Raw genomic sequence first — 23579 nt, 5'->3', positions numbered from 1 at the left:
GGGCCCCCACTCTTCAGGCAACGTTCTCCGACCAATCCCCACCTCGGGCGGCTTGCCCTCCATGCCCTTTATCTCGCGTGCGTGGCGCGACGTTGCTCCGCGCTTACCGTGAACGGCGCGAGGCGAGGAAATACTCCGCCCATCGCAGCAACTCGAAACGATCGCCCTTGACCAGCTCCTGCGCGTCGCGGCGCCGGTAGAGCACCAGCATCCAGGGCGCGAGCTTGCGGAGCACGCCATGCGCCATGTACTGCACCGGCTCGGAGAACGGCAGCGCCAGCTCGCTTTCCGGGACGCCCTGGACCGCGCGTGCCAATTCGCGGCCGAGCGGAATCGTCAACGCGACCGCGCGGCCATTGCAGCCGGTCCAGCCATAGGCGTTAGGACCCAGCCGGTGCATGCGCGGCAGGAAATCCGCGGTCATCCCGACATAGCCGTTCCAGACATAGTCGAAGGAGACGTCGCCGATCTGCGGCCACAGGCGCTGCAACCGCTCGGTCACCCGTGCCTTCAGCCGCCCGGTCTTGTCGCCGGGGCCGAGCACGGCACCACCGGTGACGAGGCGATTGCGGGCGTCGTAACGCGCGAAATACAGTTCGCCATGGGTGTCCGACATCGCCTGCCGGCCGGGAATGATGGTCTTGCGGACATTGTCCGACAGCGGCTGCGTCGCCATCTGCCACGACAGCACCGGCATCACCTCGGTTGCGATCTCCGGCACCAGCGATTTCGCGAATTCGCCGCTATAGGCATTGGTGGCGACCACCAGCGCGCGGCCGGAGATTTCACCTTTCTCCGTCTTCACCACCCAGCGATCGCCGCGGCGCTCGAAACTGAGTGCCGGCGAGCAGGCATAGATCCGCGCACCGAGGCCGAGCACGGTGCGCGCAAGGCCGCGCGCCAGCGCCAGCGGATTGACGTGACCGCCGGTCCTGTTCCAGAAGCCGCCGTACCAGGCATCCGAGCCGAGCATGTCGCTGGTCTGATCGCGCGATAGCAATTCGACCGGCGCACCGAATTTCGACCATTGCTGCACCCGCCGCTCCGCGATCTTGATACGGCCCGGCGAGTGCACCGGCTGCACCCAGCCGGCCTGCTCCTGCTCGGCCTCGATGCTGTAGCGTTTGACGACGTCGAACAGATCAGCGGCACTGTCGCGCAGCATCGCGACGAAGCGCTCGCCGGCCGCGCCGTGTCTCGCGATGATGTCGTCGGGATCGGGACGCGACAGCGTCGGGATCACCTGGCCGTTGTTGCGCCCCGAGGCGCCCCAGCCCGGTTCGGCGGCCTCGACGATCGCGACGTCGACATTGGCCTCGCGCAGATGCAGTGCGGTCGATAGACCCGTGAAGCCGCCGCCGATGATCACGACATCGGCCTGCTGCGCGCCGGTCAGCTCGGGGCAATCAGGGCCGGAGGGCGTCACTGCCGCCCAGAGCGAATTGGGCCAGCGCACGGCATTGCTGTTCATCATGATCCTTTCTTGCGGGCGCCCGGTCATTCTGGTTAGCTAACTCTACTCTCCTATTCCAGCCGGGAAGACAACAAGTGGCACTCAAGAACGTCATCGGAATCGATCACGCCGTGGTCATGGTGAAGGACCTCGACAAGGCCGCCGAGAACTACAAGCGGCTCGGCTTCACCGTGTCGCCGCGCGGCACCCACAGCGCGCATATGGGATCGGGCAATTACACCATCATGTTCGACCCCGACTACATGGAATTGCTCGGCGTGCTGACGCCGACCGAACACAACGCTCCGGCGCGCGCCTTCCTCGAGAAGCGCGGCGAAGGCATCGAACGCATTGCGTTCACCGCGGTGGATTCCGCTGCTGGTGCCGAGGAGATCCGCGCGCGCGGCTATGCGCCGATCGGGCCGACCGATTTCGAACGCCCGGTGACCTTGCCTGATGGCACGGTCTCCGCGGCGAAATTCCGCACCTTCCAGTGGCCGACCGCGGAGGCGCCCGGCGGCGTCCGCATCTTCGCCTGCCAGCACAAGACCCGCGAGACGGTGTGGCTTCCCGAATTGATGACGCACGCCAATGGGGCAAAACGCCTCAAGCAGGTGCTGATCGTCTCGCCCGATCCCGCAGCCGATGCCGCGCATCTCTCCAAGATGATCGACGTCGCCGTCAGGAACGACGCCGACGGTGCCGTTGCGGTGCCGTCCGGCGGCGACCGCGCCGACTTCGTGTTCCTGACCAGGGATCAGCTCGGCAAACGTTATCCCGGCGTATCGCTGGATGGCCTGTCCGACCGCGGCGGCGCCGGCCTCGTGATCGCGGCCGACCTTGCCGCGACCGAGAAAGCGCTGGGCTCAGCCGGCGTGAAGAGCGGCAACAGCATCACCGTGCCGCCGGCTTCCGGCAACGGCACCCTGCTCGCTTTCGTCAAGGCATAGCTGCCATACCATGCGCGGCGCAGCGTTATGCAACGGCGCCGCGCATGTGGGACTAGGCACAGAAAGTTGAGGCGCTAGTATCTCTCCCAAACAAGAACCGTCCAGGGAGAGAAACATGTCGCATCACCTGATCTCGCGCCGGCAGATGCTGGCCGGCACCGCTGCCGCCGGCGCGGTTGGATTGACCGGATTTCCGGCCCGCGCCGACATCAACTGGAAGAAATATTCCGGCACCACGCTCGAGGTGATCCTCGCCAAGGGGCCGCGCGGCGACAATCTGCAGAAATACATCAAGGAATTTACCGAGCTCACCGGCATCAAGGTCGAGTCGGAGCAGATTCCCGAGCAGCAGCAGCGCCAGAAATGCGTAATCGAGCTGTCCTCGGGCAAGCCGAGCTTCGACGTCGTGCATCTCAGCTATCACGTGCAGAAGCGGCAGTTCGAGAAGGCCGGCTGGCTCGCCGACATGTCGGGCTACCTCAAGGATCCGAGCATGACGCCGCCGGACCTCGTCGAGAGCGATTTCTCGGCGGCCGGGCTGCAATATGCGCGCAACGACAAGGGCCAGATGCTGTCGCTGCCGTGGTCGGTCGACTATTTCATCCTCTACTACAACAAGGAGCTGTTCCAGAAGAAGGGCGTCGAGGTCCCGAAGACGCTGGAGGAGATGGCAATCGCGGCCGAGAAGCTGACCGATCCGAAGGAAGGCATCTACGGCTTTGTCGGCCGCGGCCTGCGCAACGCCAACATGGCGATGTGGACCAACTTCTATCTGAACTATGGCGGCGAATTCCTCGATGCCAAGGGCAACATCCTGACCGACGGCCCCGAGGCGATCGAGGCCACCAAACTCTATCAGCGGCTGCTGACGAAATGCGCGCCTCCCGGCGTCGCCGGCTTCAACTGGATGGAGTCGATGGCGTCCTTCACGCAAGGCAGGTCGGCGATGTGGATCGACGCCGACGGCTGGGCGCCGCCGCTGGAAGATCCCGCCGCCTCGCGCGTCGTCGGCAAGGTCGGCTACACGCTGGTGCCCGCCGGTCCCAAGGGCAAGTTCTCCTCGACCTATGGCGACGGCGTCGGTATCGCCGCCGCGAGCAAGAACAAGGAAGCGGCCTATCTGCTCTGCCAATGGGTGGTCTCGCGCGGACAGGGCGCGCGCCTGCTGCAGGCCGGCGGCGGCGTGCCGTTCCGCAACTCCATCGTCGACGATGCCGAGGTCGCCAAGGGCGTGAAGACCAAGGAATGGCTGCAGTCGGTGGTTGATTCCGCCAAGATCTCGAAGCTCGGCCTGCCCGTCATCATCCCGGTCGCCGAATTCCGCGACATCGTCGGTGCGGCGCTGACCGCAACGCTGTCGGGCGCCGATCCCGCCACCGAGCTGAAAAAGGCGCACGAGCAATTCCGCCCCATCCTGGAGCGTAGCGAAAAAGCGTGAGCGTGGTGACACAGACTGAGCCGGCGGCGGCCAGCAAAGCGTTTTCAAGCGAAGTGGGTACCGGTTCGCGTGAAGAAAGCGCGTCAAAGCAAGAGTCCAGAGCCGCAGGCTCTGGAGAGGCCGGCCCGGCGCGTGAATGGCGTCCGCCGTCCTATTGGCCGTTCGTGATCCCGGCGCTGGTCGTGGTGCTGGCGGTGATCATCTTTCCGTGGGTGTTCACGATCTGGATGAGCCTGCAGGAATGGAAGGTCGGCTCGCCGACCGTCTTCGTCGGCCTCGCCAACTATTTGCGGCTGCCGACCGATCCGCGCTTCGTCGAGGCGGTCGGGCACACGCTGTCCTACACCGCGCTGTCGGTCGTGCTGCCGCTGGTGTTCGGCACGCTGGCTGCGGTGGTGTTCCATCAGAAATTCGCCGCGCGCGGCTTCCTGCGCGGCATCTTCATCATGCCGATGATGGCCACACCCGTGGCGATCGCGCTGGTGTGGACCATGATGTTCCACCCGCAGCTCGGCGTCTTGAACTATCTGCTGTCGCTTGTCGGGCTGCCGCCGCAGCTCTGGGTGTTCAACCCCGCGACGGTGATCCCGTCGCTGGTGCTGGTCGAGACCTGGCAATGGACGCCGCTGGTGATGCTGATCGTGCTCGGCGGCCTCGCCGCGATCCCGACCGAACCCTATGAGAGCGCGCAGATCGACGGTGCCAATTTCTGGCAGGTGTTCCGCTTCATCACGTTGCCCCTGATCATGCCGTTCCTGTTCATCGCCGGCATGATCCGCATGATCGACGCGGTGAAAAGCTTCGACATCATCTTCGCGATCACGCAAGGAGGGCCGGGCTCGGCGTCGGAGACCATCAACGTCTATCTCTACAGCGTCGCCTTCGTCTATTACGACCTCGGCTACGGCTCGGCGATCGCAGTGGTGTTCTTCCTCCTGATCGTGGCGCTGGCGGCACTGCTGCTTTACTTGCGCAAGCGCCTGCTGTGGACATCCGAGCTCGGGGGCGAGGCATGAACCCGCGCCAGATTCTCGGGCGGATCGGGCTTTGGCTGTCGGTGTTCGTCATCGTCTCGCCGGCGATCCTGTTCTTCCTCTGGATGGCGTCGCTGTCGCTGAAATTCGAGATCGACAACGCCTCCTATCCGCCGGTGTTCTTTCCGGAGCATATCGCCTGGAAGAACTATGCCGACGTGTTCGCCTCCAACCGCTTCCTGACCTATTTCAGCAACAGCCTTGTGGTCACCGGCTGCGCCACGGGGCTTGCGATGCTGGTCGGCGTGCCCGCGGGCTACGGCATCGCGCGGATGGCCGCGCACAAATCGGCGATCGTGATCCTGATCGCGCGCATCACGCCCGGCCTGTCATACCTGATCCCGCTCTTCCTGCTGTTCCAGTGGCTCGGCCTGCTCGGCACGCTGGTGCCGCAGATCATCATCCATCTCGTCGTCACGGTGCCGATCGTGATCTGGATCATGATCGGCTATTTCGAGACCACGCCGCTGGAGCTCGAGGAAGCCGCGCTGATCGACGGCGCGACGCGCTGGCAGGTGTTCCGCCATGTCGCGCTGCCGATCGCCAAGCCCGGGCTCGCCGTCGCCTTCATCCTCGCGGTGATCTTCTCCTGGAACAATTTCGTGTTCGGCATCGTGCTGGCCGGGCGCGAGACCCGCACGCTGCCGGTCGCGGTCTACAACATGATCTCGTTCGACCAGCTGAGCTGGGGCCCGCTCGCCGCCGCCGCGCTGATCGTGACCGCGCCGGTGCTGCTGCTCACCGTGATGGCGCAGCGGCAGATCGTGGCGGGGTTGACGGCGGGCGCGGTGAAAGGCGGCTAGCACTACTTTGGCAGAATCTGTTTGCGCCGGTGTTTTTCAAGGATTTGTTTTCGGCAGTATGGACACCGTTGAGACGGTGGCCGAAGGATGAGATCGACGATGGCGTGACGCACGGCGGGCATGGTTGGCTGAGGCGGAGGCCCGTTGATTCTTTTTTTTCCGCCCCGCGTATGCGAGGCGGCGATGTTGCAGGAAGGCGTAGGCAATCATTGTCATCAGGGCGTGGCGATGAAGACCCTGCCATGATCGCCCTTCGAAGTGATCAAGTCCAAGCTCCTCCTTCAACTGCTGATGCGCCTGCTCACAAACCCATCTTGCCTTGATAGTGGCGGCCAGTGTGCGCAGATCCGTCGCCGCAGGGAGATTGGCGAGATAGTATTTCTTCTCCCCCGAGGCTCGTTGCTCGCCAATGAGCCAGGCCTCGTCGCCTGGGAGATGCTGCTGACCCTTGTCCCAAATCCGCTGCGGAGGGCCGTCGGCGGTGCGGACACGGAGAGCAGCAAATCGGGCTTTCAGCCGACCTTTCGTCCCGCTGCGCCAACTCACGGTTTTCCATTTGGCGCTGGCCAGCATGTGTTCTGCCGCAATCGATAAGATATCTGGTACGTGGTGCTTTCGTGGTTTCCCGCGGACTTTGGTAATCGGCCAAATGAGCTTCACATTGACCGGATACACCTTGAGATGCCGAGGGATGCCGACGGCCCAGGCCAGCCCGCGTGCCGTTAGCCCTTGTCGAAACGGCGCGCTGAGCCCGTATCCTGCATCCGCCAGCACACATCCAAAGCGCACGTTGGCTGCCATCGCGCGGTCAATCTCGGCCAAAGCAATTTCCGGCTTGGACCGTGCCGTTCGGTGTTCGACCGGCACGCGAGCGCGCTTTAGACGAGACAGGTCGCTCGTCCAACTGTCGGGTAGAAAAAGACGCAACGCGACCATCACCGGCACTTCACCTCGCGCAAGCGTCAAAGACACCAGCGTTTGGCAATTTGCCGTTTTGCCGAGAGCCGATGCATATTGAGCTGCAACACCAACCGAACGTTCACCCTTCTTCGGGATCGCGGTGTCATCAATAACCAGCACCGCATCGTTGCCGCCGACAAGCCGGTCGGCCTGGTTGAGCAACTCAGATTCCAGCGCTGACGCGTCCCAGACACCATCGGCAATGAAATGGTGCAGCTGATCGTAGTTGCCGGTTGCGAGGCGTTCTGCCATCGGCTGAATGCTCTTGCGATCGCCAGGACCGATCAATCCCGCAACGTACAGGGGACACATCCGCTGCCGCGTCTTATGACCCAACCGGTCCAAGAACGGCATCAGCCAGCGTTCGAGTTCGTCTTCCCATTCCGCCATGGTCAGCCCTCCAAGAGCCGACCACCCATGAATCATTGAAAAATTGATTCGGGAATCCTAATAAAAAGCCGAAATCCAACAATCTGCCAAAGTAGTGCTAGAGCGCGTACTCGTAAATCCGCCCGCCGAATGACGCCTGCATTACCGTCAGAAGCGGACAAACGACACGCGCTCGATCATGTCGGCCGAGGCCAATAGCAGAAGCCGATGGCACCCGGCCCCATTACGTCTGAGGACACTGAAATCTACATCTTGTCGATGATCGACGAACCACCGACTTCGGACGCGCTATCTTTAGGAGCGGCCGCGACAATCGCGGGGATTACGTCCTCGGCACGATCAACGATAATGGGTTGAAGCAGGTGGTCCCTATGAAGGAAACCTGCGCTGCGTATGTGGTCCAGCATTGCCATCATCGGCGCCCAAAAACCTTTGATGTTCACCAAGACCATCGGCTTACGGTGCTGCCCAAGCTGGGCCCAAGTCATGATTTCCACGATTTCTTCGACGGTGCCGATGCCACCCGGAAGTGCCACGAAGGCATCAGAACGCTCGAACATTCTGTGTTTGCGCTCGTGCATGGTGTCTGTGATCGTCAAGTCTTCGAACATCTTGAGCGCATCAGTCGTCGTTTCCCAGTTCGTGAGAAATCTCGGGATGATCGCGCCGACCTTGCCGCCGTTGTTCAGTGTGCCGCGAGCGACCGCGCCCATCACACCATGGGTTCCGCCGCCGTAGATCAGCGTTAATCCCGATGCGGCAAGAGCGTGTCCCAATCGTTCGCCTGCCTCGACGTAGGCAACGTCGTGACCGGGCGAGGAGCCGCAATAGACGCAGACTGCTTTGATCGTGCTCATGTGGAGGATAAACGCGATGCACGGCCATAGCGTCAAGCTTGTTGTGCTCGCCAGAGTCCGCTTTGCGTCACAAAGGCGATATCCCTGACGCGTCCTCTCGCCCTCTAGCCAGCGAGCGCCTCCAGCACCGCGGCTGAATCGGTGACCCAACCGAAGATGCCGCCCTGGGCCTTGATCATCTTCAGGCCCATCTCGTGGAATTCCGGGAAGTAGGACGCGCAGCCGTCTGAGATCACGACGCAGCGGTAGCCGCGGTCGTTGGCCTCGCGCACCGTGGTGTTGACGCAGACCTCGGTGGTGACGCCGCAGACCAGCAGATTCTCGATGCCGTATTTCTGCAGGATGTCGCCGAATTCGGTGGCGTAGAACGCGCCCTTGCCGGGCTTGTCGATCACGATCTCGCTGCCCTGCGGATAGAGCTCGGGAATGATGTCGTGCCCCGCCTCGCCGCGGATCAGGATTCGTCCCATCGGTCCGGGATCGCCGATCCGCAAGCGAGGCGCGCCCCGCTCGACCTTTGCAGGCGGCGCGTCGGAAAGATCGGGCAGATGGCCCTCCCGGGTATGGACCACGAGCAGCCCGGCGTCGCGCACGGCCGCGAGCACTGCGGCAATCGGCTTCACCGCGCGGGCAAGCTGGCTGACGTCATTGCCGAGCGTCTCGCCGAAGCCCCCTCGCTCCATGAAGTCGCGCTGCATGTCGATGATGACGAGCGCGGTCCTGCTCCAGTCGAGCGTGATCGGCGCCGGCTCCGCCGCGATCGTCCCGCTTGAATTCGCCATGACGCACGCCCCGAATGCGAGAAAACCCGCATTTGATTAAGCAAACCGCGTGCCATTGCGCAATGATGCGGCGCATCGCGGCGATCCCGATCAGCATGTGACCGTACGCCTGCATTTGCGCATTCTGCGATCTTGCTGGCATGATCGTTGCTAGCTGGGAGCCCCGACCGAACGAAGATCATCGTTCGCGAAATGACAGCCCATTTCAAACAGGCGGGAGGACAGGCATGAATGGACTTGGCGGTCTCAACAAATCACCAAATGGCGTGGTAATCGGACTGGTGCAGCTGCAGTTGCCTGTGGTTGCGACAAGGTCCGACCTGGCACGGCAGACCGAGCGCATCGTATGGATGGTCGGCAAGGCGCGGCGCAACCTCGGAACCATGGACCTCGTCGTGTTCCCCGAATACTCGCTGCACGGCCTCTCGATGGATACCAATCCGGAGATCATGTGCCGGCTCGACGGGCCTGAAGTCGCAGCTTTCAAGCGGGCCTGCATCGAGAACAAGATCTGGGGCTGCTTCTCCATCATGGAGTTCAATCCGCATGGTAACCCCTATAATTCAGGGCTGATCATCGACGATCACGGCGATATCAAGCTGTACTACCGCAAATTCCATCCCTGGATTCCGGTCGAGCCGTGGGAGCCCGGCAACATCGGCATTCCCGTGATCGACGGACCGAAAGGCGCCAGGATCGCGCTGATCATCTGCCATGACGGCATGTTCCCGGAAATGGCGCGTGAATGCGCCTACAAGGGCGCGGAGATCATGATCCGCACCGCAGGCTACACCGCGCCGATCCGCGACAGCTGGCGCTTCACCAACCAGGCCAACGCGTTCCAGAACCTGATGGTGACGGCCAATGTCTGTATGTGCGGCTCGGATGGGTCGTTCGACTCGATGGGCGAAGGCATGATCGTCAATTTCGACGGCAGCATCATCGCGCACGGGACCACGGGACGGGCCGACGAGATCATCACCGCCGAGGTGCGGCCCGACCTCGTGCGCGAGGCGCGGATCAACTGGGGCGTCGAGAACAACATCTATCAGCTCTGGCACCGCGGCTATGTCGCTGTGAAGGGCGGCGCGATGGATTGCCCCTACACGTTCATGCAGGACATGGTGTCCGGCCGCTTCCGCCTGCCCTGGGAAGATCAGGTCAAGATCACCGACGGCACGTCCTGCGGCTTTCCCGCACCGACGCGGATGTTCGGCAAGACCGCGAAGGCCGCCGAGTAGCCAGCCCTTTGATGTGAGCATGATCTCTTCGGAAAACCGCTCCACACTTTTCCGGATCATGCTTTACTTGAAGAAGTGCACGAGGCCGATGCTCAAGCCCAGGAGCAGCATCAGCGACAGCGTGACGGCGGCCGTCACCCGGCCGCCGACGGTCGAGAGCACCCGGACATCGACGCCGAGACCGAGAGCTGCCATCGAGACGACGGTGAGGATCGCCGCCGTCTTGGTCACCGGCGCGATCGCGATGTCAGGCACGAGCTGGAACGAGCGCAGCGCGGCCAGCACCAGAAAGCCGATGATGAACCAGGGCACCAGCTTGAACGGGCTGATCGAGGCCGCCTTTGAAGTGCCCTCCCTGGCGGCGCCGGCCTTGCGCCGCCGCGCCACCAGCAGCGAGAGGCCGATCACGATCGGGCCCAGCATCAACACCCGCACCAGCTTGACCAGCGTGCCGATCTGGGTGCTGACGATGCCCGCCGGCACGGTCGCTGCCAGCACCTGCGGCACGGCATAGACGGTGAGGCCGGCAAGGATGCCGTATTGCGTCGCCGTCAGCTTGAGCAGCGGAATCAGGAGCGGCAGGCCGAGCACCATCAGCACGCCGAGAATGGCGGTGAACGAGATCGACGAGGCGATGTCGTCGCCATCGGCCTCGATTACCGGCGCCACCGCCGCGATCGCCGAGTTGCCGCAGATCGAGTTGCCGCAGGCGATCAGGATGGCGAGTTTGGTCTTGAGCCCGAGCATCCGGCTGAGGCCGTAGCTCACCGCCAGCATGATCACGACGGTCACGGCGATGGCGCCGATCAGCAGCCCGCCCGATGCCACGATCGCGGCAAAGCTGATGGAGGCGCCGAGCAGCATCACCGCGACCTCGAGCAGCTGCTTGGCGCTGAAGGCAATGCCCGAGCGCCAGCGCTCCGACGGCTCCCAGGCGGTGCGCACCGCCATGCCGAGCAGAATCGCGACGACGAGGGCCTCGATGTAGGGATGGTCGAAAACGCGCTCCTCGGCGGCCTGGATGCCGAGCGAAATCACCGTGACGACCCCGCAGAGCAGAATCCCCGGAATGAGCTGGAATATGCGCCTCGACGCCCCCTGCTTCTGCCCCTGGTCTTGTTGTTGTTCCGGCACAAAATCCTCTTTTCGGAGAAGATTTTATGCGCCATGGCACCCCTCTTGGCTAATATATTTTCGGACTGCCCCGATAGAGAGAAGTTATGTCCCTCAACCTGCATCTGCTCCGCCTGTTCGCGGCCGTGGCGAGAACCGGAAGTTTCTCCCGCGCCGCCGACCTCCTGCACATCAGCCAGCCGGCGATCTCCAAGGGCGTGCGGGATTTCGAGCTGCAGGTCGGCTGCCGGCTGCTCGACCGCACGCCGAAGGGGGTGCGGCCGACCCGGGAGGGCACGGCGCTGGCGCGGCATGCCGAGACCCTGTTCGCGGCCGAACGCGCCGCCGAGGACGAATTGCAGGCGCTGCGCAACCTCGACAGCGGCTCGCTGCGGATCGGTGCCAGCACCACGATCGCGACCTACATGATCCCGGAATATCTCGGCGTGTTCCACCGCGCCTTTCCCGGCATCGATCTGCACGTCGTGAGCGCCAACACCAGCGACATCGCCGCGCTGATGCTGGGACACGAGATCGAGATCGCGCTGGTCGAGGGACCGGTCGAGGACGAGAATTTGGTCAGCGAAGCCTGGCGTACCGACGTGATGGCGCTGATCGCGGGTCCGGATCATCGCTTCGCAGCGGTCCAGGGGCCGATCGACATCCGGTCGCTGAATGACGAGATCCTGATCGTGCGGGAACCCGGCTCAGGCACGCGCGAGGTGGTCGCGCAGGCGCTGGCCGCGCACCACGTCGAGCCGCAGCGGACGCTCGAGATCGGCAGCACCGAGGCGATCAAGCAGGCGGTGGCGGCAGGCGTCGGCGTCGCCATCGTGTCGATCGCGACGATCGACGATCAGGTGAAGCTCGGAAAGCTGAAGGTGATCCCGATCAAGGGCGTCCACATCGAGCGCACGCTCTGGCAACTGAAATCGCCCGGCCGTCTGGACGTGCCGGCGGCAGTGGCGTTCGAGGGGATCATTCGGGAGGCGCAAACGGCGAAGACGGCGCCGCGCGGGCCTGCGGCTAGAGCGCGGCGAACAGACCCTGGGCCCAGGCAACGGCATGCTCGAAGCTGAACACGCCGGGCTCGAAATAGACGGCCCTTGCCAGCACGATGCCGACCACCAGCACCCAGAACACGCTGGTGCCCGCGGTCTTCAGCCATTTCGACACGCCCTCGCTCGCGATCGAAGGATCGACCGCGGGGACCGGCTCGCCGAAGGGATCGAATGCGGATTGGCTCATCGTCCTAACCATCAGGAATACCCTGAGAATGTCGCGACGACGGGGGCGGAAGCAAGGGTAGTGGAATGCCTTTTGCGGCGGTTACTTGGAAGGACGTTTTCCGGTCTGAAAGCCGGGGAGCATTTCCTTCTCGACGTCCCCTTCAGCCATCAACTATCGGTCACGCGCTGCGGCGCCACGCATGGCAGCGTGATCCGCATGCGTGTCCCCATGCCCGGGGCACTGTCGAGATGGAGCTCTCCGCCCAGCCGGTTCGTGACGATGTTATGAACGATGTGGAGACCGAGCCCGATGCGGCCGATGTCGCGGCGCGTGGTGAAGAAGGGATCGAAGGCCTGCCGCAGCACGTCGTCGTCCATCCCGCAACCGTTGTCGGTGAACAGGATCTCGACCTGGTCCGCGCCTGAGGCGCGCAGCCGGATCGCGATCGTGCCGCCCTTGCCATCCGGAAACGCGTGCGCCACCGAATTGACGAACAGGTTGGTCAGCACCTGGCCGTAGGGGCCGGGATAGCTGTTCATGGCAAGACCGGGCGGGCAATCGACCTCGAGCGCCAGGTTGTTCTTCGGCAAGGCCGGACGCAGGCTCGAAAGGACCTGCTCGGTCGCCGCGGCGAGATCGAACTGGCTGCGGTCGAAATAACTGCGATCGACGGCGACCTGCTTGAACGATTGCACCAGATCCGCCGCGCGCTTGAGGTTGCCGACAAGCAGCGACGAGGCGCTTTCGACGACTTCGATGAAATCGCTCAGGCTGGATCGCTTCAGCTTGCCGCGCGCGGCCTCGGCAGCGAAGTCGGCGCATTTCTGCTCCAGCACCGAGGCGACGGTGAGACTGGTGCCGACCGGACTGTTGATCTCGTGCGCGACGCCGGCCACCAGCCGACCCAACGCCGCGAGCTTTTCCGCCTCGATCAGCGACGCCTGGGTCTCCTGCAGATGGTGCAGGGCCTTCTCGGCTGCATCGCGCGCGGCGCGGATCTCGCGTTCGCTGCGCTTGCGATCGGTGATCTCTTCGGCCGCAACGTTGACGCCGACGATGCTCCCGTTCGGTTCGCGCTGCGGATGCCAATGCGTGATCCAGCACCGCTCGTCATTGTGGCCCGGGCGCTGGCCGTAAACCTCCACGTCGGTGACGGGCTCTCCGGTCTCCATGATCGACCGAACGATACCTTCGACCGCCGAAGCCAGTGCGGGCACGCAATCGTGCACCGTACGCCCGAGGTGGCCTTCGACCGAAATGCCGCAGATCTCGGTGAGACGCTGGTTGATCTGAAGGTAACGGCAATCGGGAGAGAGGTAGGCAAGACCGATCGGCGCAGTGTCGTAGATCAGCTGCAGCGCCGGTTGCTTTGGGAACTGAACGTCCTGGACGACGGACGACCTCATGTCCACTACCCCCCGTTGCACCAAGTCTAGCGCTTCACGCCCGGCCCGCAAATAGCCCAGCTGAGCCGGAAACGGTGGTCTGCTCTGTCTGTACTCGACGGGGCGGGACCGGCAGCGGCCCCCGGACCGTTGCCTGCGGCGTGCTGACGCAACGTGGACAGCAAGCGCTTCTCAGCGAAGGCCTGCGAAGCGCGCAATTTTAGCTATTCACTGCACCATGCGGACGAAAGTTCTCGACGAAGCGCAGCAGCACCCGCGCGCCGGTGTCGGCATCGGCGAGCTCGACATGCTCGGCCGGATTGTGGCTGATCCCGCCGCGGCAGCGCACGAAGATCATGCCGATATCGGCGACGTCGACCATCGCCATGCCGTCATGCCCGGCCCCGCTCGGCAGCTCGAACGCGGCATAGCCCTCGGCCGCGACGGCCTCGGCGATCTGCGTCTTGAGCCACAGCGCGCAGGGCACGCTGCGGTTCTCGTGGGTGACATCGATCTGCAAGGCGAGGTCGCGGCGTTTTGCGATCGCCTCGATCTGCCGCACGATGTCGGCGACGGCGCGCTTGCGATGCATGTCGTTCTGCGAGCGGATGTCCATGGTGAAGGACACCTTGCCCGGGATCACATTGGTGGCGCCCGGCATCGCGTTGACATAGCCGACGGTGCCGACGAGGCCTTGTTCGTCGGACTTGCAAAACTGTTCGATCGCACCGATGCATTCGGCAGCGCCCGCCAGCGCGTCGCGCCGCAGCGGCATCGGCACCGTGCCGGCATGGCCGGCGACGCCGGTGAGACTGGCGGCCAGCCGGGTCGCACCTGAAATCGCGGTGACGACGCCGACCGGCAGCGCCTTCTCCTCAAGCACGGGGCCCTGCTCGATGTGCAGCTCGACATAGCCGAGCAGTTCGCGGCGGGCGCGCGCCGCCTTGCCGATATGATCGGGATCGAGCCCGAACTGGATCAGCGCGTCGCGCATCGACGTGCCGGCGCGGTCGCGCGTGCTGAGCACGCTCTCGTCGAACGTGCCGGCGACCGCACGGCTGCCGAGCAGGGTCGAGGCGAAGCGCACGCCCTCCTCGTCCGCAAAGCCCACGATCTCGATCGCAAACGGCAGTCGCCTGCCGCGCCGGTTCAGATCGGCGATGCAGGCGATTGCGGTTATGACGCCGAGCGGGCCGTCCCATCTGCCGGCGTCGCGCACGGTGTCGTAATGCGAGCCGAGCATCAGCGCCGGCAGGCCCGGCCGCTCGCCCTCGTAGCGGCCGCAGACATTGCCGATGGCATCGAGATGCGCGCTCATGCCGGCCTCGCGCATCCAGGACAGGATGAGATCGGCCGCCTTGCGGTGCTCGTCGGTGAGGAAGATTCGCGCCAGATGCTCCGGCGTCTCGGAGATCGTCGCGAGCTGATTGATCCGCGCCACGATCTCTTCGCCAAGGGAAGACGGTTTCGAGGACGGTTTTGTCTCGCTCATGCTGTTTCCCATCAGTCCAACGCGGCCGCCGGAGCCCGCTTCACTCGTAGCAGGCCCGATCCGATTCACCAGCCGGCAAATGGCGCGTCGTGCGCAGGTCCCGACCGGGCTCGCACCGGCTGTCCAGCGGTTAGCGACTGCTTAACGGCATTGCATACAACAACGATTGATCGCTCATAAAATAGGCAAACTGATCTCAATCAGCTTCCGAGCGTTCGGGAGCCGATCATCATTCCAACGTATATTCAGCTACTTACGGAGGAATGACCGCCAAACATGCTCTGGCATGAAGCTTGCGACACTTCCCTCAAGCTCCGCCGTCGGGCGGCTGCGACAAGGACAGGCGGGCCGGACCCGCCGGAGGGAGCAGGCGATGGATTTTGGCAGGATTTCAAGAAGGCATTTATTGCAGAGGAGCGCCGCACTGGCGCTCGGCAGCACGCTTGGCATTCGTGGCGCGGCCGCCGCCGAAACCACGATCGGCTTCATCTATGTCGGGTCGCGCGACGACTACGGCTACAACCAGGCGCACGCGCAAGGAGCCGCGGCGGTGAAGAAGCTTCCCGGCATCAAGGTCGTCGAGGAAGAAAAGGTGCCGGAGACCGATGCCGTCGAGAAGACCATCGAGTCCATGATCAATCTCGACGGCGCCACGCTCATGTTCCCGACCTCGTTCGGTTACTACAACCCGCACGTCCTCAAGATGGCGGGCAAGTTTCCAAAACTGCATTTCGAGCATTGCGGCGGGCTGTGGTCCGACAAGGACCCGAAGAACGCCGGCAGCTATTTCGGCTATATCGACGAGGCGCAGTACATCTCCGGCATCGTCGCCGGCTATTCGACCAAGAGCGGCAAGCTCGGCTTCGTCGCCGCCAAGCCGATCCCGCAGGTGCTCCGCAACATCAACGCGTTCACGCTCGGCGCCCGGCTCGCAAACCCGAAGGCGACCACGCAGGTGATCTTCACCGGCGACTGGTCGATGCCGGTCAAGGAAGCCGAGGCGACCAACAGCCTGATCGACCAGGGCGTCGACGTGCTGACCTGCCATGTCGACGGACCGAAGACGATGGTCGAGAACGCCGCGCGCCGCGGCGCTTTCGTATGCGGCTATCACGTCAACCAGTCGCCGCTGGCGCCGAAGGCCTATCTCACCGGCGCCGAGTGGAATTGGGAGGCGCTGTACCCGAAATTCGTCAAGATGATCACCGCCGGCGAAGCGATCCCGAACTTCTATCGCGGCGGCCTCAAGGAAGAGATCGTCAAGGTGTCGCCCTATGGCGAGATGGTCTCGGCGGAAGCACGCAAGCATGCCGACGACGTCAAGGCCAAGTTCATGGCCGGCGAGTACGCGATCTTCAAGGGTCCGCTCGTCGACAACAAGGGCAAGACGGTGATCGCTTCCGGCACCGATCGCGGCCAGCAGGATCCCGAGCTCGAGAAGATGGACTATCTCGTCGAGGGCGTGATCGGAGCCACCGCGTGACGACGGAAACGGCGGAATCGGTGGAGGCGGCCGGCATCGCTCCGGCCGTCGATCCCGGATTCCTCCAGCGCCACGGCGCGAGCATCGAATACATCCTGATCCCGGCCGCGGCGCTGGTCGGCGCGCTCGCGGTGTTCGGCGGTTTTGTCGCGCTGTACGGCAAGAACCCGCTCGATCTGTATTTCTACATGTATTACGGCGCGTTCGGCACCGCCTTCTCCTGGCAGAACACGCTGACCCGCGCTGCACCGCTGATCCTGACCGCACTGTGTACCGCGCTGCCGGCGCAGCTCGGCATGGTGATCATCGGCGGCGAAGGCGCGCTGCTGATCGGCGCGCTGTCGGCAACCGCTGCCGCGCTGGCGCTGCAAGGCGCGGCGCCGATCGTCGTGCAGATCGCCATGGTGATCGCGGGCATGATCGGCGGCGGCCTCTGGATCACGCTGTCGGGCGGCCTGCGGCAATATCGCGGGGTCAATGAGACGATCTCGAGCCTGCTGCTGGTCTATATCGCGCTTGCGATTCTGAACCATCTGGTCGAGGGCCCGATGCGGGATCCGGCGAGCCTCAACAAGCCGTCGACGCGCGAGATCGGCGCCGCCAACATGATCGGCACCATTCCCGGCACCGATGTGCATTGGGGCCTGGTGTTCGGCCTCGTCGCCGCCGTCGCCGCCTACATCCTGATCTATCACACCACCTTCGGCTTCGCGGCGCGCGTTGCCGGCGGCAACATCCGGGCCGCCAAGATCGTCGGCCTCAGTGTCGGCAAGCTGATCCTGACCGTGTGCTTCCTCGCCGGCAGCTGCGCGGGACTTGCCGGCATGATCGAGGTCGCGGCGGTGCAGGGCCGCACCAACGCCAACCTCGCCGCGGGCTACGGCTTCACCGGCATCCTGGTCGCGTTCCTGGCGCGGCAGAATCCGCTGGCGATCATTCCGGTGGCGATCCTGCTCGGCGGCATCTCGGCCTCCGGCGGCCTGTTGCAGCGGCGGCTCGGCCTGCCCGACGCCTCCGTGCTGGTGCTGCAAGGCATCATCTTCGTGTTCGTGCTGGCCAGCGACGCGCTCTACGGGCGCATCGGCTTCCTGAAGGGAAAGTCCTGACATGGCGGACGCATCGCTCGGGCTCTGGACCGTCCCGCTCGCCGTGTTCGGCGGCGCCATCCGCGTCTCGACGCCGTTCCTGTTCGTCAGCCTCGGCGAGTGCATCACCGAGCGAAGTGGCCGCATCAATCTCGGCCTCGAGGGCACGCTGGTGATGGGCGCGATGAGCGCCTACGGCATCTCCTATCTGTCGGGCTCGCCGTGGCTCGGGGTGCTCGCGGCCGGAATCACCGGTGCGCTGTTCGGGGCGCTGCATGCCGGCATCTGCTCGCTGCCGCGCGTCAACGACATCGCGGTCGGCATCGCGCTGATGCTGCTCGGCACCGGCCTCGCGTTCTTCCTCGGCAAGCCGCTGATCGAGCCAACGGCCGCACGGCTGCCGGCGATCGATTTCGGCTGGTGGAGCGACGTGCCGCAGGTGCGCGCGGCGCTGCGCATCAACGTGCTGTTCCTGATCGGCGTCGCGATCGCGCCGCTGCTCTATTGGGCCTTCAGGACCACGCGCTGGGGCCTGTTGATCCGCACCGCCGGCGAGAGCGCCGATGCGGCGCGCGCGATGGGCCATTCGGTGCTGCTGATCCGGCTGCGCGCCACCATGGTCGGCGGCTTCCTCGCCGGCATCGGCGGCTCGTTCCTGTCGCTGTTCTATCCCGGCAGCTGGAACGAAGGCCTCTCGTCGGGACAGGGCATCACCGCGGTGGCGCTGGTGATCTTCGCGCGCTGGGACCCGATGCTGTGCCTGTGGGCCTCGCTCGCCTTCGGCGGCGCGGCCGCGCTCGGCCCCGCGCTGCAATCGGTCGGTATCACCTCCGGCTATCATCTGTTCAACGCCGCGCCCTACATCCTGACGCTCGCGATCATGATCATCACCTGCTCGCCGAAACGCACGCTGACCGGCGCGCCCGCCGAATTGTCCATCACCCGATAGCATCTTGCGAGATCATTTCATGCCCAAGCGCTTCATCAAGTCCGAGCCCTACGCCTGGCCCTATAATGGCGATCTGCGGCCAGAGAATACCGCGCTCATCATCATCGACATGCAGACCGATTTCTGCGGCGTCGGCGGCTATGTCGACAAGATGGGCTACGACCTTTCGCTGACGCGGGCGCCGATCGAGCCGATCAGGAAGCTGCTCGCGGTGATGCGCGCGCAGGGTTTTCACATCATCCATACGCGCGAGGGGCACCGGCCTGATCTGGCCGACCTGCCCGCCAACAAGCGCTGGCGCTCGCGCCAGATCGGCGCCGGCATCGGCGATCCCGGCCCCTGCGGCCGCATCCTGGTGCGCGGCGAGCCGGGCTGGGAGATCATTCCCGACCTCGCGCCGCTGCCGGGCGAGCCTGTTATCGACAAGCCCGGAAAAGGCTCGTTCTGCGCCACCGACCTCGAGCTGATGCTGCGGCTGCGCGGCATCGAGAATATCGTGCTGACCGGCATCACCACCGATGTCTGCGTCCACACCACCATGCGCGAGGCCAATGACCGCGGCTTCGAATGCGTGCTGGTCGAGGACTGCTGCGGCGCGACCGACAAAGGCAATCACGACCACGCGCTGAAGATGATCAAGATGCAGGGCGGCGTGTTCGGCGCAGTGACCAAATCCGCCGACCTGATCGGGGCACTGTCATGATCATCGGCGAGCCGCCCGCACCATCAGGCGCGTTCGGCGTCGATGCCATCGCCATGACGATGCGGTTCGGCGATTTCACCGCGCTCGACAATGTCGAGCTCAAGGTGCGTCCAGGCTCATTCCACGCGCTGCTCGGCGAGAACGGCGCGGGCAAGAGCACGCTCGTGAAATGCATCATGGGCTATTACCACGCGACCGAAGGCGACATCCTCGTCGGCGGCCGCCAGCAGGCCATCGCCAATCCGAAGGACGCGCATGCGCTCGGACTCGGCATGGTCTACCAGCACTTTACTTTGGTGCCGGCGATGACGGTTGCCGAGAATTTGGTGCTGGCGCGCGATGACGTGCCTGCGATGGTCGACTGGCGCAAGGAGAAGAAGGAGCTCGAGGCCTTCCTGGCGCGGATGCCGTTCAAGGTGCCGCTCGACGCAAAAGTCTCCGACATCTCCGCCGGCGAGCGGCAGAAATGCGAGATCCTCAAGCAGCTCTACCTGAAGCGGCGCTTCCTGATCCTGGACGAGCCGACCTCGGTGCTGACACCGGGCGAAGCCGACGAGGTGCTCGGCATGCTGCGCGCGATGGTGGTCGCGGGCGAGCTCACCATCCTGATGATCACGCACAAGTTCCGCGAGGTGATGGCCTTTGCCGACGAGGTGACCATCCTGCGCCGCGGCAAGCTTGCCGGCACCGGCCGGGTTGCCGAGCTGACACCGGACGAGATGGCCCGCACCATGATCGGCGCCGAGCAGCTGACGGTGCAACCGCCGCGCACCGGGAACGTCGGCGCGCCGCGGCTCGAGCTCGACAAGCTCACCGCGCTCGACGATGCCGGGGCGATCGCCGTGCACGGCGTGTCACTGACCGTGAAGAGCGGCGAGATCGTCGGGATCGCCGGGGTGTCCGGCAACGGCCAGCGCCAGCTCGTGGAGGTTTTGGCCGGCCAGCGCGAGGCCGAGAGCGGCACCATCCGCGTCCAGGGCGAGAGCTATGCGGCGAGCCGCGCGGAGATGCGGCGCCACAGGATGTCGCTGCTGCCTGAAGAGCCGCTGAAGAACGCCTGCGTCGGCGGCATGAGCGTCGCCGACAACATCGCATTCCGCGAGTTCGATCGCGCCCCGTTCGCGCGCGGCGGCTGGTGGCTGAACCGCACCGCCTTCCGCAACGACGCCGAGCGCAAGATCAACCGCTACAAGATCAAGACCCGCACGCCGGAGACGCCGATCGCGGCGCTGTCGGGCGGCAATGTGCAGCGCGCGGTGCTGGCGCGCGAGCTTTCGGGCGACGTCGAGGTGCTGATCGCCGCCAATCCCTGCTTCGGGCTTGACTTCGCGGCAGTGGCGCAGATCCACGCCGAGATCATGGCCGCCCGCAATCGCGGCGCGGCGGTGCTGTTGGTCAGCGAGGACCTCGATGAGCTGCTGGAGCTGTCGGATCGGCTGGTCGTGATGTTCCACGGCGCGTTCGTGCATGAGGCCCGCGCCAGCGAGGCCGACCTCACTGAGATCGGCCGGCACATGGCAGGGCACTAGAGCAAACCACGATCAGTTGCCCGCCGGCGCCGCCGCACGCTGCCGTGCCGGCGCGCCGCGCAGGAACGCCCGGCCGAAATCATCGACGGCGGGCGCCAGGATCGCCCGATCGCGCGGCAGCGCGTCCGGCATCTCGTCACGGATGTACGCCAGCAGCTTCTCGCGGATCTCGCAGCGCAGGTCCCAGGATTGCGGCGCATTCCGTGCACTGATCAGCGCGCGCAGCTCGATGGTGCGCGGGTGGGTGTCGATTACCTGCAGATTGACCACCGCGCCGTCCCAGAGCCGCGACTCCTTCGCCGCCTGCTCCAGCCTTTTCCGGATCGCCGGCACGTCGGCACTATAATCAACATGCAGCGCAATCGCACCGATCAGCGATTGCGCGTCGCGCGTCCAGTTCTGGAACGGGCGCTCGATGAAATAGGACAGCGGCACCACCATGCGGCGCCAGTCCCACAGCCGGATCACGACATAGGTCGAAGCGATGTCCTCGACCCAGCCCCATTCGTTCTCGATGATGACGGCGTCCTCGATCCGGATCGGCTGGGTCACAGCGATCTGCACGCCGGCGATCAGGTTGCTCAGCAACGGCCTTGCCGCGAGGCCGACGATCAGGCCGGCGGCGCCGGCGGAAGCGAACAGGCTGACGCCATATTGCCTGACCGAGTCGAACGTCATCAGCGCGGTGGAGACCGCGATGATGACAATCAGCGTGTCGGTGACCCGCTTGAAGACGCGCACCTGGGTGACGTGCTTGCGCGCCAGGAAATTCTCGGCAACGTCGAGACGAAATTTGTCGAGATATCTGGCCGACGCCATGTCGACGGCGCGGATCGAGATCCAGCCGATCAGCGCGATCACGGCGACGCCGAAGAAATGACTGAGGGTCAGCCGCAACAGATCGTTGAGCGGCGCCAATGGCAACACCAGCGCGACGGCGGCAAGGCACAGCGCCAGCCGCGACGGACCGGCCGTCCGGTCAAGCAGCATCGGCGCGACGGAATTCTTTGGTCCAACCATGCGATGGACGATGCGTTGCGCGATGGAGTGAACGACGAGCGCAACGGCGATCGCGGCCGTGATCAGGACGAGGCCGACCACCCAATCCGGAACCCAGCGAAATGTGTGTTCCAATCCGGTTACGATCTCCTGGACGTCTTGCATGAAACCCGCCTGCTCCCGCGTTGCAGGCTGCTAACGCGTGGAATCCGGGATCGCTTCTGACGTCTGTGCAACGCAGCAATTCACCCGACGCAATTCGGATGCGCAGGATGTTGCGTCAATTTGGCTGGAGTGGAACCGGCGCTAGCCGATCTCGAACGCGTCCGCGGCGAGATGCTTCAGATTGGCGTGCCAATGCTCGGCGATCGCAAGCCGCGTCGGCACCCAGACATGCTCGTGCTTTTGGATGTAGTCGAGAAAGCGCATCAACGCGGCGGCGCGGCCGGGACGGCCGACGACACGGCAATGCAGGCCGACCGACATCATCTTCGGCGAGGTCGCGCCCTCGGCATAGAGCACGTCGAAACTGTCTTTCAGATAGCTGTAGAACTCCTCGCCGCCGCCGAAGCCCTGCGCGTTGATGAAGCGCATGTCGTTGGCATCGAGCGTATAGGGGATCACGAGATGCGGCTCGGTGCCATCAGCCTTGATCCAGTACGGCAGATCGTCGGCATAGGAGTCGCAGAGATAACGGAGGCCGCCCGCCTCCATCAAAAGCCGCATCGTGTTGATCGAGGAGCGGCCGGTGTACCAGCCGAGCGGCCGCGCGCCTGTCGCCTCGGTGTGCACGGCAATGGCGCGGGCGATCTCCTCGCGCTCCTCGTCCTCCGACATGTCCTTGTGCTCGACCCAGCGCAGGCTGTGGCTCGCGATGTCCCAGCCTGCCTCCTGCATCGCGGCGACGACGTCCGGATTGCGCTTCAGCGCCATCGCGACGCCGAACACCGTGGCCGGCAGCTTCCGCGCGGTGAATATCCGCCACAGCCGCCAGAAGCCGGCGCGCGAGCCATATTCGAACATCGTTTCGATATTGGCGTGACGCTGCCCGACCCAGGGCTGCGCGCCGAGCACATCGGACAGGAACGCTTCCGAGGCGCGATCGCCGTGCAGGATGTTGTTCTCGCCGCCCTCCTCGAAATTGACCACGAATTGCACGGCAATGCGCGCCGCGTCGGGCCATTTCGGATCGGGCGGATTGCGGCCGTAGCCGCGGAGATCGCGCGGATAGCGGGCCTCGGTCACATCAGATTTCCTCGAAGCGGATGTTCTGCGCGCCCTTCCACAACACGGTCTTGCCGAAGGCGGTGAGGTTCTCCAGCCCCGATGTCAGCGTGATGAAATGATTGCCGGCGAGCTGGCCCATCTTGCTGGCGAAATGCACGCCGCCATAGGCGAGCAGGATCTCGGTCTCGCTGATGCCGCCGGGATAGAGGATGATCTGGCCCGGCGCCGGATAGCTGGTGTGGTTCTCGTAGGACACGCCGAAGTCGAGATCGCCGAGCGGCATCCAGACGCCCTCGCCGCTCCAGCGCACATGGATCGCCTGGCTCTCGAACGGCATCGCCTTGCGGAACGCGGCGACCGTCTTCGGCGCGAGCTGCTCCTCGAAACGGGCGTCAAAGGTGAACTCGCCGGCGCGGACAATCAGTTTGCTCATCGATCTCTCGTGGGTGCGCAAAGAAGTGATGCCCCAACCATTG

The 23579-nt window shown here is 64.5% G+C and carries 22 protein-coding genes; 11 read left to right on the top strand and 11 right to left on the bottom strand.

Annotated features, from left to right (window positions below):
- Positions 1-103: 103 nt before the first annotated feature.
- Positions 104-1471 (bottom strand): NAD(P)/FAD-dependent oxidoreductase, encoded by a 1368-nt coding sequence (locus ACE10X_RS13635; RefSeq protein WP_375764578.1) that lies wholly within the window; start codon positions 1469-1471, stop codon positions 104-106.
- Between the two features lie 77 nt (positions 1472-1548).
- Between ACE10X_RS13635 and ACE10X_RS13630 the strand changes: the two genes are divergently transcribed.
- The 4 genes from ACE10X_RS13630 to ACE10X_RS13615 all read left to right on the top strand — a co-directional run bounded on the left by ACE10X_RS13630 (position 1549) and on the right by ACE10X_RS13615 (position 5678).
- Complete coding sequence (locus ACE10X_RS13630; RefSeq protein ID WP_038383997.1) at positions 1549-2403, top strand: VOC family protein; 855 nt, start codon at positions 1549-1551, stop codon at positions 2401-2403.
- A 115-nt stretch (positions 2404-2518) separates the two neighbouring features.
- The gene (locus ACE10X_RS13625; RefSeq protein ID WP_028339434.1) at positions 2519-3841 is read left to right on the top strand and encodes a sugar ABC transporter substrate-binding protein; all 1323 of its coding nucleotides are present in this window, start codon (positions 2519-2521) and stop codon (positions 3839-3841) included.
- A gap of 164 nt (positions 3842-4005) precedes the next feature.
- Entirely contained in the window at positions 4006-4857 is an 852-nt protein-coding gene (locus ACE10X_RS13620; RefSeq protein WP_229159989.1) for a carbohydrate ABC transporter permease, read from the top strand.
- The gene (locus ACE10X_RS13615) at positions 4854-5678 is read left to right on the top strand and encodes a carbohydrate ABC transporter permease (protein WP_038383999.1); all 825 of its coding nucleotides are present in this window, start codon (positions 4854-4856) and stop codon (positions 5676-5678) included. The genes ACE10X_RS13620 and ACE10X_RS13615 overlap by 4 nt, the downstream gene beginning before the upstream one ends.
- Positions 5679-5714: 36 nt before the next feature.
- On the opposite strand, the gene ACE10X_RS13610 is transcribed toward ACE10X_RS13615, so the two are convergent.
- The 3 genes from ACE10X_RS13610 to ACE10X_RS13600 form a co-directional block, all read right to left on the bottom strand.
- Positions 5715-7064, bottom strand: a complete 1350-nt coding sequence (locus tag ACE10X_RS13610; RefSeq protein ID WP_304556539.1) for an IS701 family transposase — start codon at positions 7062-7064, stop codon at positions 5715-5717.
- A 209-nt stretch (positions 7065-7273) separates the two neighbouring features.
- On the bottom strand, positions 7274-7885 hold the full coding sequence (locus tag ACE10X_RS13605; protein WP_038388105.1) for a TIGR00730 family Rossman fold protein: 612 nt from the start codon (positions 7883-7885) through the stop codon (positions 7274-7276).
- A gap of 104 nt (positions 7886-7989) precedes the next feature.
- Positions 7990-8667: a cysteine hydrolase family protein gene (locus ACE10X_RS13600; protein WP_038388104.1), complete on the bottom strand. Its 678-nt coding sequence runs from the start codon at positions 8665-8667 to the stop codon at positions 7990-7992.
- A 227-nt stretch (positions 8668-8894) separates the two neighbouring features.
- Between ACE10X_RS13600 and ACE10X_RS13595 the strand changes: the two genes are divergently transcribed.
- A complete protein-coding gene (locus ACE10X_RS13595; RefSeq protein ID WP_038388103.1) occupies positions 8895-9908 on the top strand; it encodes a formamidase in 1014 nt (337 codons plus the stop codon).
- A 63-nt stretch (positions 9909-9971) separates the two neighbouring features.
- On the opposite strand, the gene ACE10X_RS13590 is transcribed toward ACE10X_RS13595, so the two are convergent.
- Entirely contained in the window at positions 9972-11042 is a 1071-nt protein-coding gene (locus ACE10X_RS13590) for a YeiH family protein (protein ID WP_038388102.1), read from the bottom strand.
- A gap of 86 nt (positions 11043-11128) precedes the next feature.
- Here ACE10X_RS13590 and ACE10X_RS13585 point away from each other — a divergent pair, with 86 nt between their 5' ends.
- A complete protein-coding gene (locus ACE10X_RS13585; RefSeq protein WP_038388101.1) occupies positions 11129-12100 on the top strand; it encodes a LysR family transcriptional regulator in 972 nt (323 codons plus the stop codon).
- Here ACE10X_RS13585 and ACE10X_RS13580 read toward each other — a convergent pair.
- The 3 genes from ACE10X_RS13580 to ACE10X_RS13570 form a co-directional block, all read right to left on the bottom strand.
- Positions 12048-12269 carry a hypothetical protein gene (locus ACE10X_RS13580; RefSeq protein WP_038377517.1) on the bottom strand — a complete coding sequence of 74 codons (222 nt, stop codon included), beginning with the start codon at positions 12267-12269 and terminating at the stop codon, positions 12048-12050. The genes ACE10X_RS13585 and ACE10X_RS13580 overlap by 53 nt on opposite strands.
- A gap of 149 nt (positions 12270-12418) precedes the next feature.
- Positions 12419-13657, bottom strand: coding sequence for an ATP-binding protein (locus ACE10X_RS13575; protein WP_038388100.1), 1239 nt, complete (start codon positions 13655-13657; stop codon positions 12419-12421).
- A gap of 199 nt (positions 13658-13856) precedes the next feature.
- The gene (locus ACE10X_RS13570; protein WP_038388099.1) at positions 13857-15128 is read right to left on the bottom strand and encodes an allantoate amidohydrolase; all 1272 of its coding nucleotides are present in this window, start codon (positions 15126-15128) and stop codon (positions 13857-13859) included.
- 373 nt (positions 15129-15501) lie between these two features.
- Here ACE10X_RS13570 and ACE10X_RS13565 point away from each other — a divergent pair, with 373 nt between their 5' ends.
- The 5 genes from ACE10X_RS13565 to ACE10X_RS13545 are packed head-to-tail and all read left to right on the top strand — an operon-like array spanning position 15502 to position 20877.
- Entirely contained in the window at positions 15502-16611 is a 1110-nt protein-coding gene (locus ACE10X_RS13565; RefSeq protein ID WP_038388098.1) for a BMP family ABC transporter substrate-binding protein, read from the top strand.
- Entirely contained in the window at positions 16608-17717 is a 1110-nt protein-coding gene (locus tag ACE10X_RS13560) for an ABC transporter permease (RefSeq protein ID WP_038388097.1), read from the top strand. The genes ACE10X_RS13565 and ACE10X_RS13560 overlap by 4 nt, the downstream gene beginning before the upstream one ends.
- A gap of 1 nt (position 17718) precedes the next feature.
- Complete coding sequence (locus ACE10X_RS13555; protein WP_028339446.1) at positions 17719-18645, top strand: ABC transporter permease; 927 nt, start codon at positions 17719-17721, stop codon at positions 18643-18645.
- Between the two features lie 19 nt (positions 18646-18664).
- Positions 18665-19348 carry a cysteine hydrolase family protein gene (locus ACE10X_RS13550; protein WP_038388096.1) on the top strand — a complete coding sequence of 228 codons (684 nt, stop codon included), beginning with the start codon at positions 18665-18667 and terminating at the stop codon, positions 19346-19348.
- Complete coding sequence (locus ACE10X_RS13545) at positions 19345-20877, top strand: ABC transporter ATP-binding protein (protein ID WP_038388095.1); 1533 nt, start codon at positions 19345-19347, stop codon at positions 20875-20877. The genes ACE10X_RS13550 and ACE10X_RS13545 overlap by 4 nt, the downstream gene beginning before the upstream one ends.
- A 12-nt stretch (positions 20878-20889) precedes the next feature.
- Here ACE10X_RS13545 and ACE10X_RS13540 read toward each other — a convergent pair whose 3' ends face one another.
- From ACE10X_RS13540 to ACE10X_RS13530, 3 genes are all read right to left on the bottom strand, one after another.
- On the bottom strand, positions 20890-22041 hold the full coding sequence (locus tag ACE10X_RS13540; RefSeq protein WP_051003271.1) for a mechanosensitive ion channel family protein: 1152 nt from the start codon (positions 22039-22041) through the stop codon (positions 20890-20892).
- Positions 22042-22182: 141 nt separating this feature from the next.
- Complete coding sequence (puuE, locus tag ACE10X_RS13535; RefSeq protein WP_038388094.1) at positions 22183-23121, bottom strand: allantoinase PuuE; 939 nt, start codon at positions 23119-23121, stop codon at positions 22183-22185.
- Between the two features lies 1 nt (position 23122).
- Positions 23123-23536 carry a DUF3830 family protein gene (locus ACE10X_RS13530; RefSeq protein ID WP_016843084.1) on the bottom strand — a complete coding sequence of 138 codons (414 nt, stop codon included), beginning with the start codon at positions 23534-23536 and terminating at the stop codon, positions 23123-23125.
- Between the last annotated feature and the right edge of the window lie 43 nt (positions 23537-23579).

This window comes from Bradyrhizobium sp. Pha-3 (genome assembly GCF_042258325.1).
Classification (GTDB): Bacteria; Pseudomonadota; Alphaproteobacteria; order Rhizobiales; family Xanthobacteraceae; genus Bradyrhizobium; species Bradyrhizobium elkanii.
This window is presented reverse-complemented; position numbering and strand designations above follow the sequence as displayed.

Bases quoted from the DNA above. Each gene is read 5' to 3' on its own strand.
- ACE10X_RS13545 (WP_038388095.1), top strand. From the start codon at position 19,345: ATGATCATCGGCGAGCCGCCCGCACCATCAGGCGCGTTCGGCGTCGAT.
- ACE10X_RS13625 (WP_028339434.1), top strand. From the start codon at position 2,519: ATGTCGCATCACCTGATCTCGCGCCGGCAGATGCTGGCCGGCACCGCT.
- ACE10X_RS13550 (WP_038388096.1), top strand. From the start codon at position 18,665: ATGCCCAAGCGCTTCATCAAGTCCGAGCCCTACGCCTGGCCCTATAAT.
- ACE10X_RS13530 (WP_016843084.1), bottom strand. From the start codon at position 23,536: ATGAGCAAACTGATTGTCCGCGCCGGCGAGTTCACCTTTGACGCCCGT.
- ACE10X_RS13595 (WP_038388103.1), top strand. From the start codon at position 8,895: ATGAATGGACTTGGCGGTCTCAACAAATCACCAAATGGCGTGGTAATC.
- ACE10X_RS13580 (WP_038377517.1), bottom strand. From the start codon at position 12,269: ATGAGCCAATCCGCATTCGATCCCTTCGGCGAGCCGGTCCCCGCGGTC.
- ACE10X_RS13555 (WP_028339446.1), top strand. From the start codon at position 17,719: ATGGCGGACGCATCGCTCGGGCTCTGGACCGTCCCGCTCGCCGTGTTC.
- ACE10X_RS13540 (WP_051003271.1), bottom strand. From the start codon at position 22,041: ATGCAAGACGTCCAGGAGATCGTAACCGGATTGGAACACACATTTCGC.
- ACE10X_RS13605 (WP_038388105.1), bottom strand. From the start codon at position 7,885: ATGAGCACGATCAAAGCAGTCTGCGTCTATTGCGGCTCCTCGCCCGGT.
- ACE10X_RS13635 (WP_375764578.1), bottom strand. From the start codon at position 1,471: ATGAACAGCAATGCCGTGCGCTGGCCCAATTCGCTCTGGGCGGCAGTG.
- ACE10X_RS13575 (WP_038388100.1), bottom strand. From the start codon at position 13,657: ATGAGGTCGTCCGTCGTCCAGGACGTTCAGTTCCCAAAGCAACCGGCG.
- ACE10X_RS13570 (WP_038388099.1), bottom strand. From the start codon at position 15,128: ATGAGCGAGACAAAACCGTCCTCGAAACCGTCTTCCCTTGGCGAAGAG.
- ACE10X_RS13600 (WP_038388104.1), bottom strand. From the start codon at position 8,667: ATGGCGAATTCAAGCGGGACGATCGCGGCGGAGCCGGCGCCGATCACG.
- ACE10X_RS13610 (WP_304556539.1), bottom strand. From the start codon at position 7,064: ATGATTCATGGGTGGTCGGCTCTTGGAGGGCTGACCATGGCGGAATGG.
- ACE10X_RS13565 (WP_038388098.1), top strand. From the start codon at position 15,502: ATGGATTTTGGCAGGATTTCAAGAAGGCATTTATTGCAGAGGAGCGCC.
- ACE10X_RS13615 (WP_038383999.1), top strand. From the start codon at position 4,854: ATGAACCCGCGCCAGATTCTCGGGCGGATCGGGCTTTGGCTGTCGGTG.
- ACE10X_RS13585 (WP_038388101.1), top strand. From the start codon at position 11,129: ATGTCCCTCAACCTGCATCTGCTCCGCCTGTTCGCGGCCGTGGCGAGA.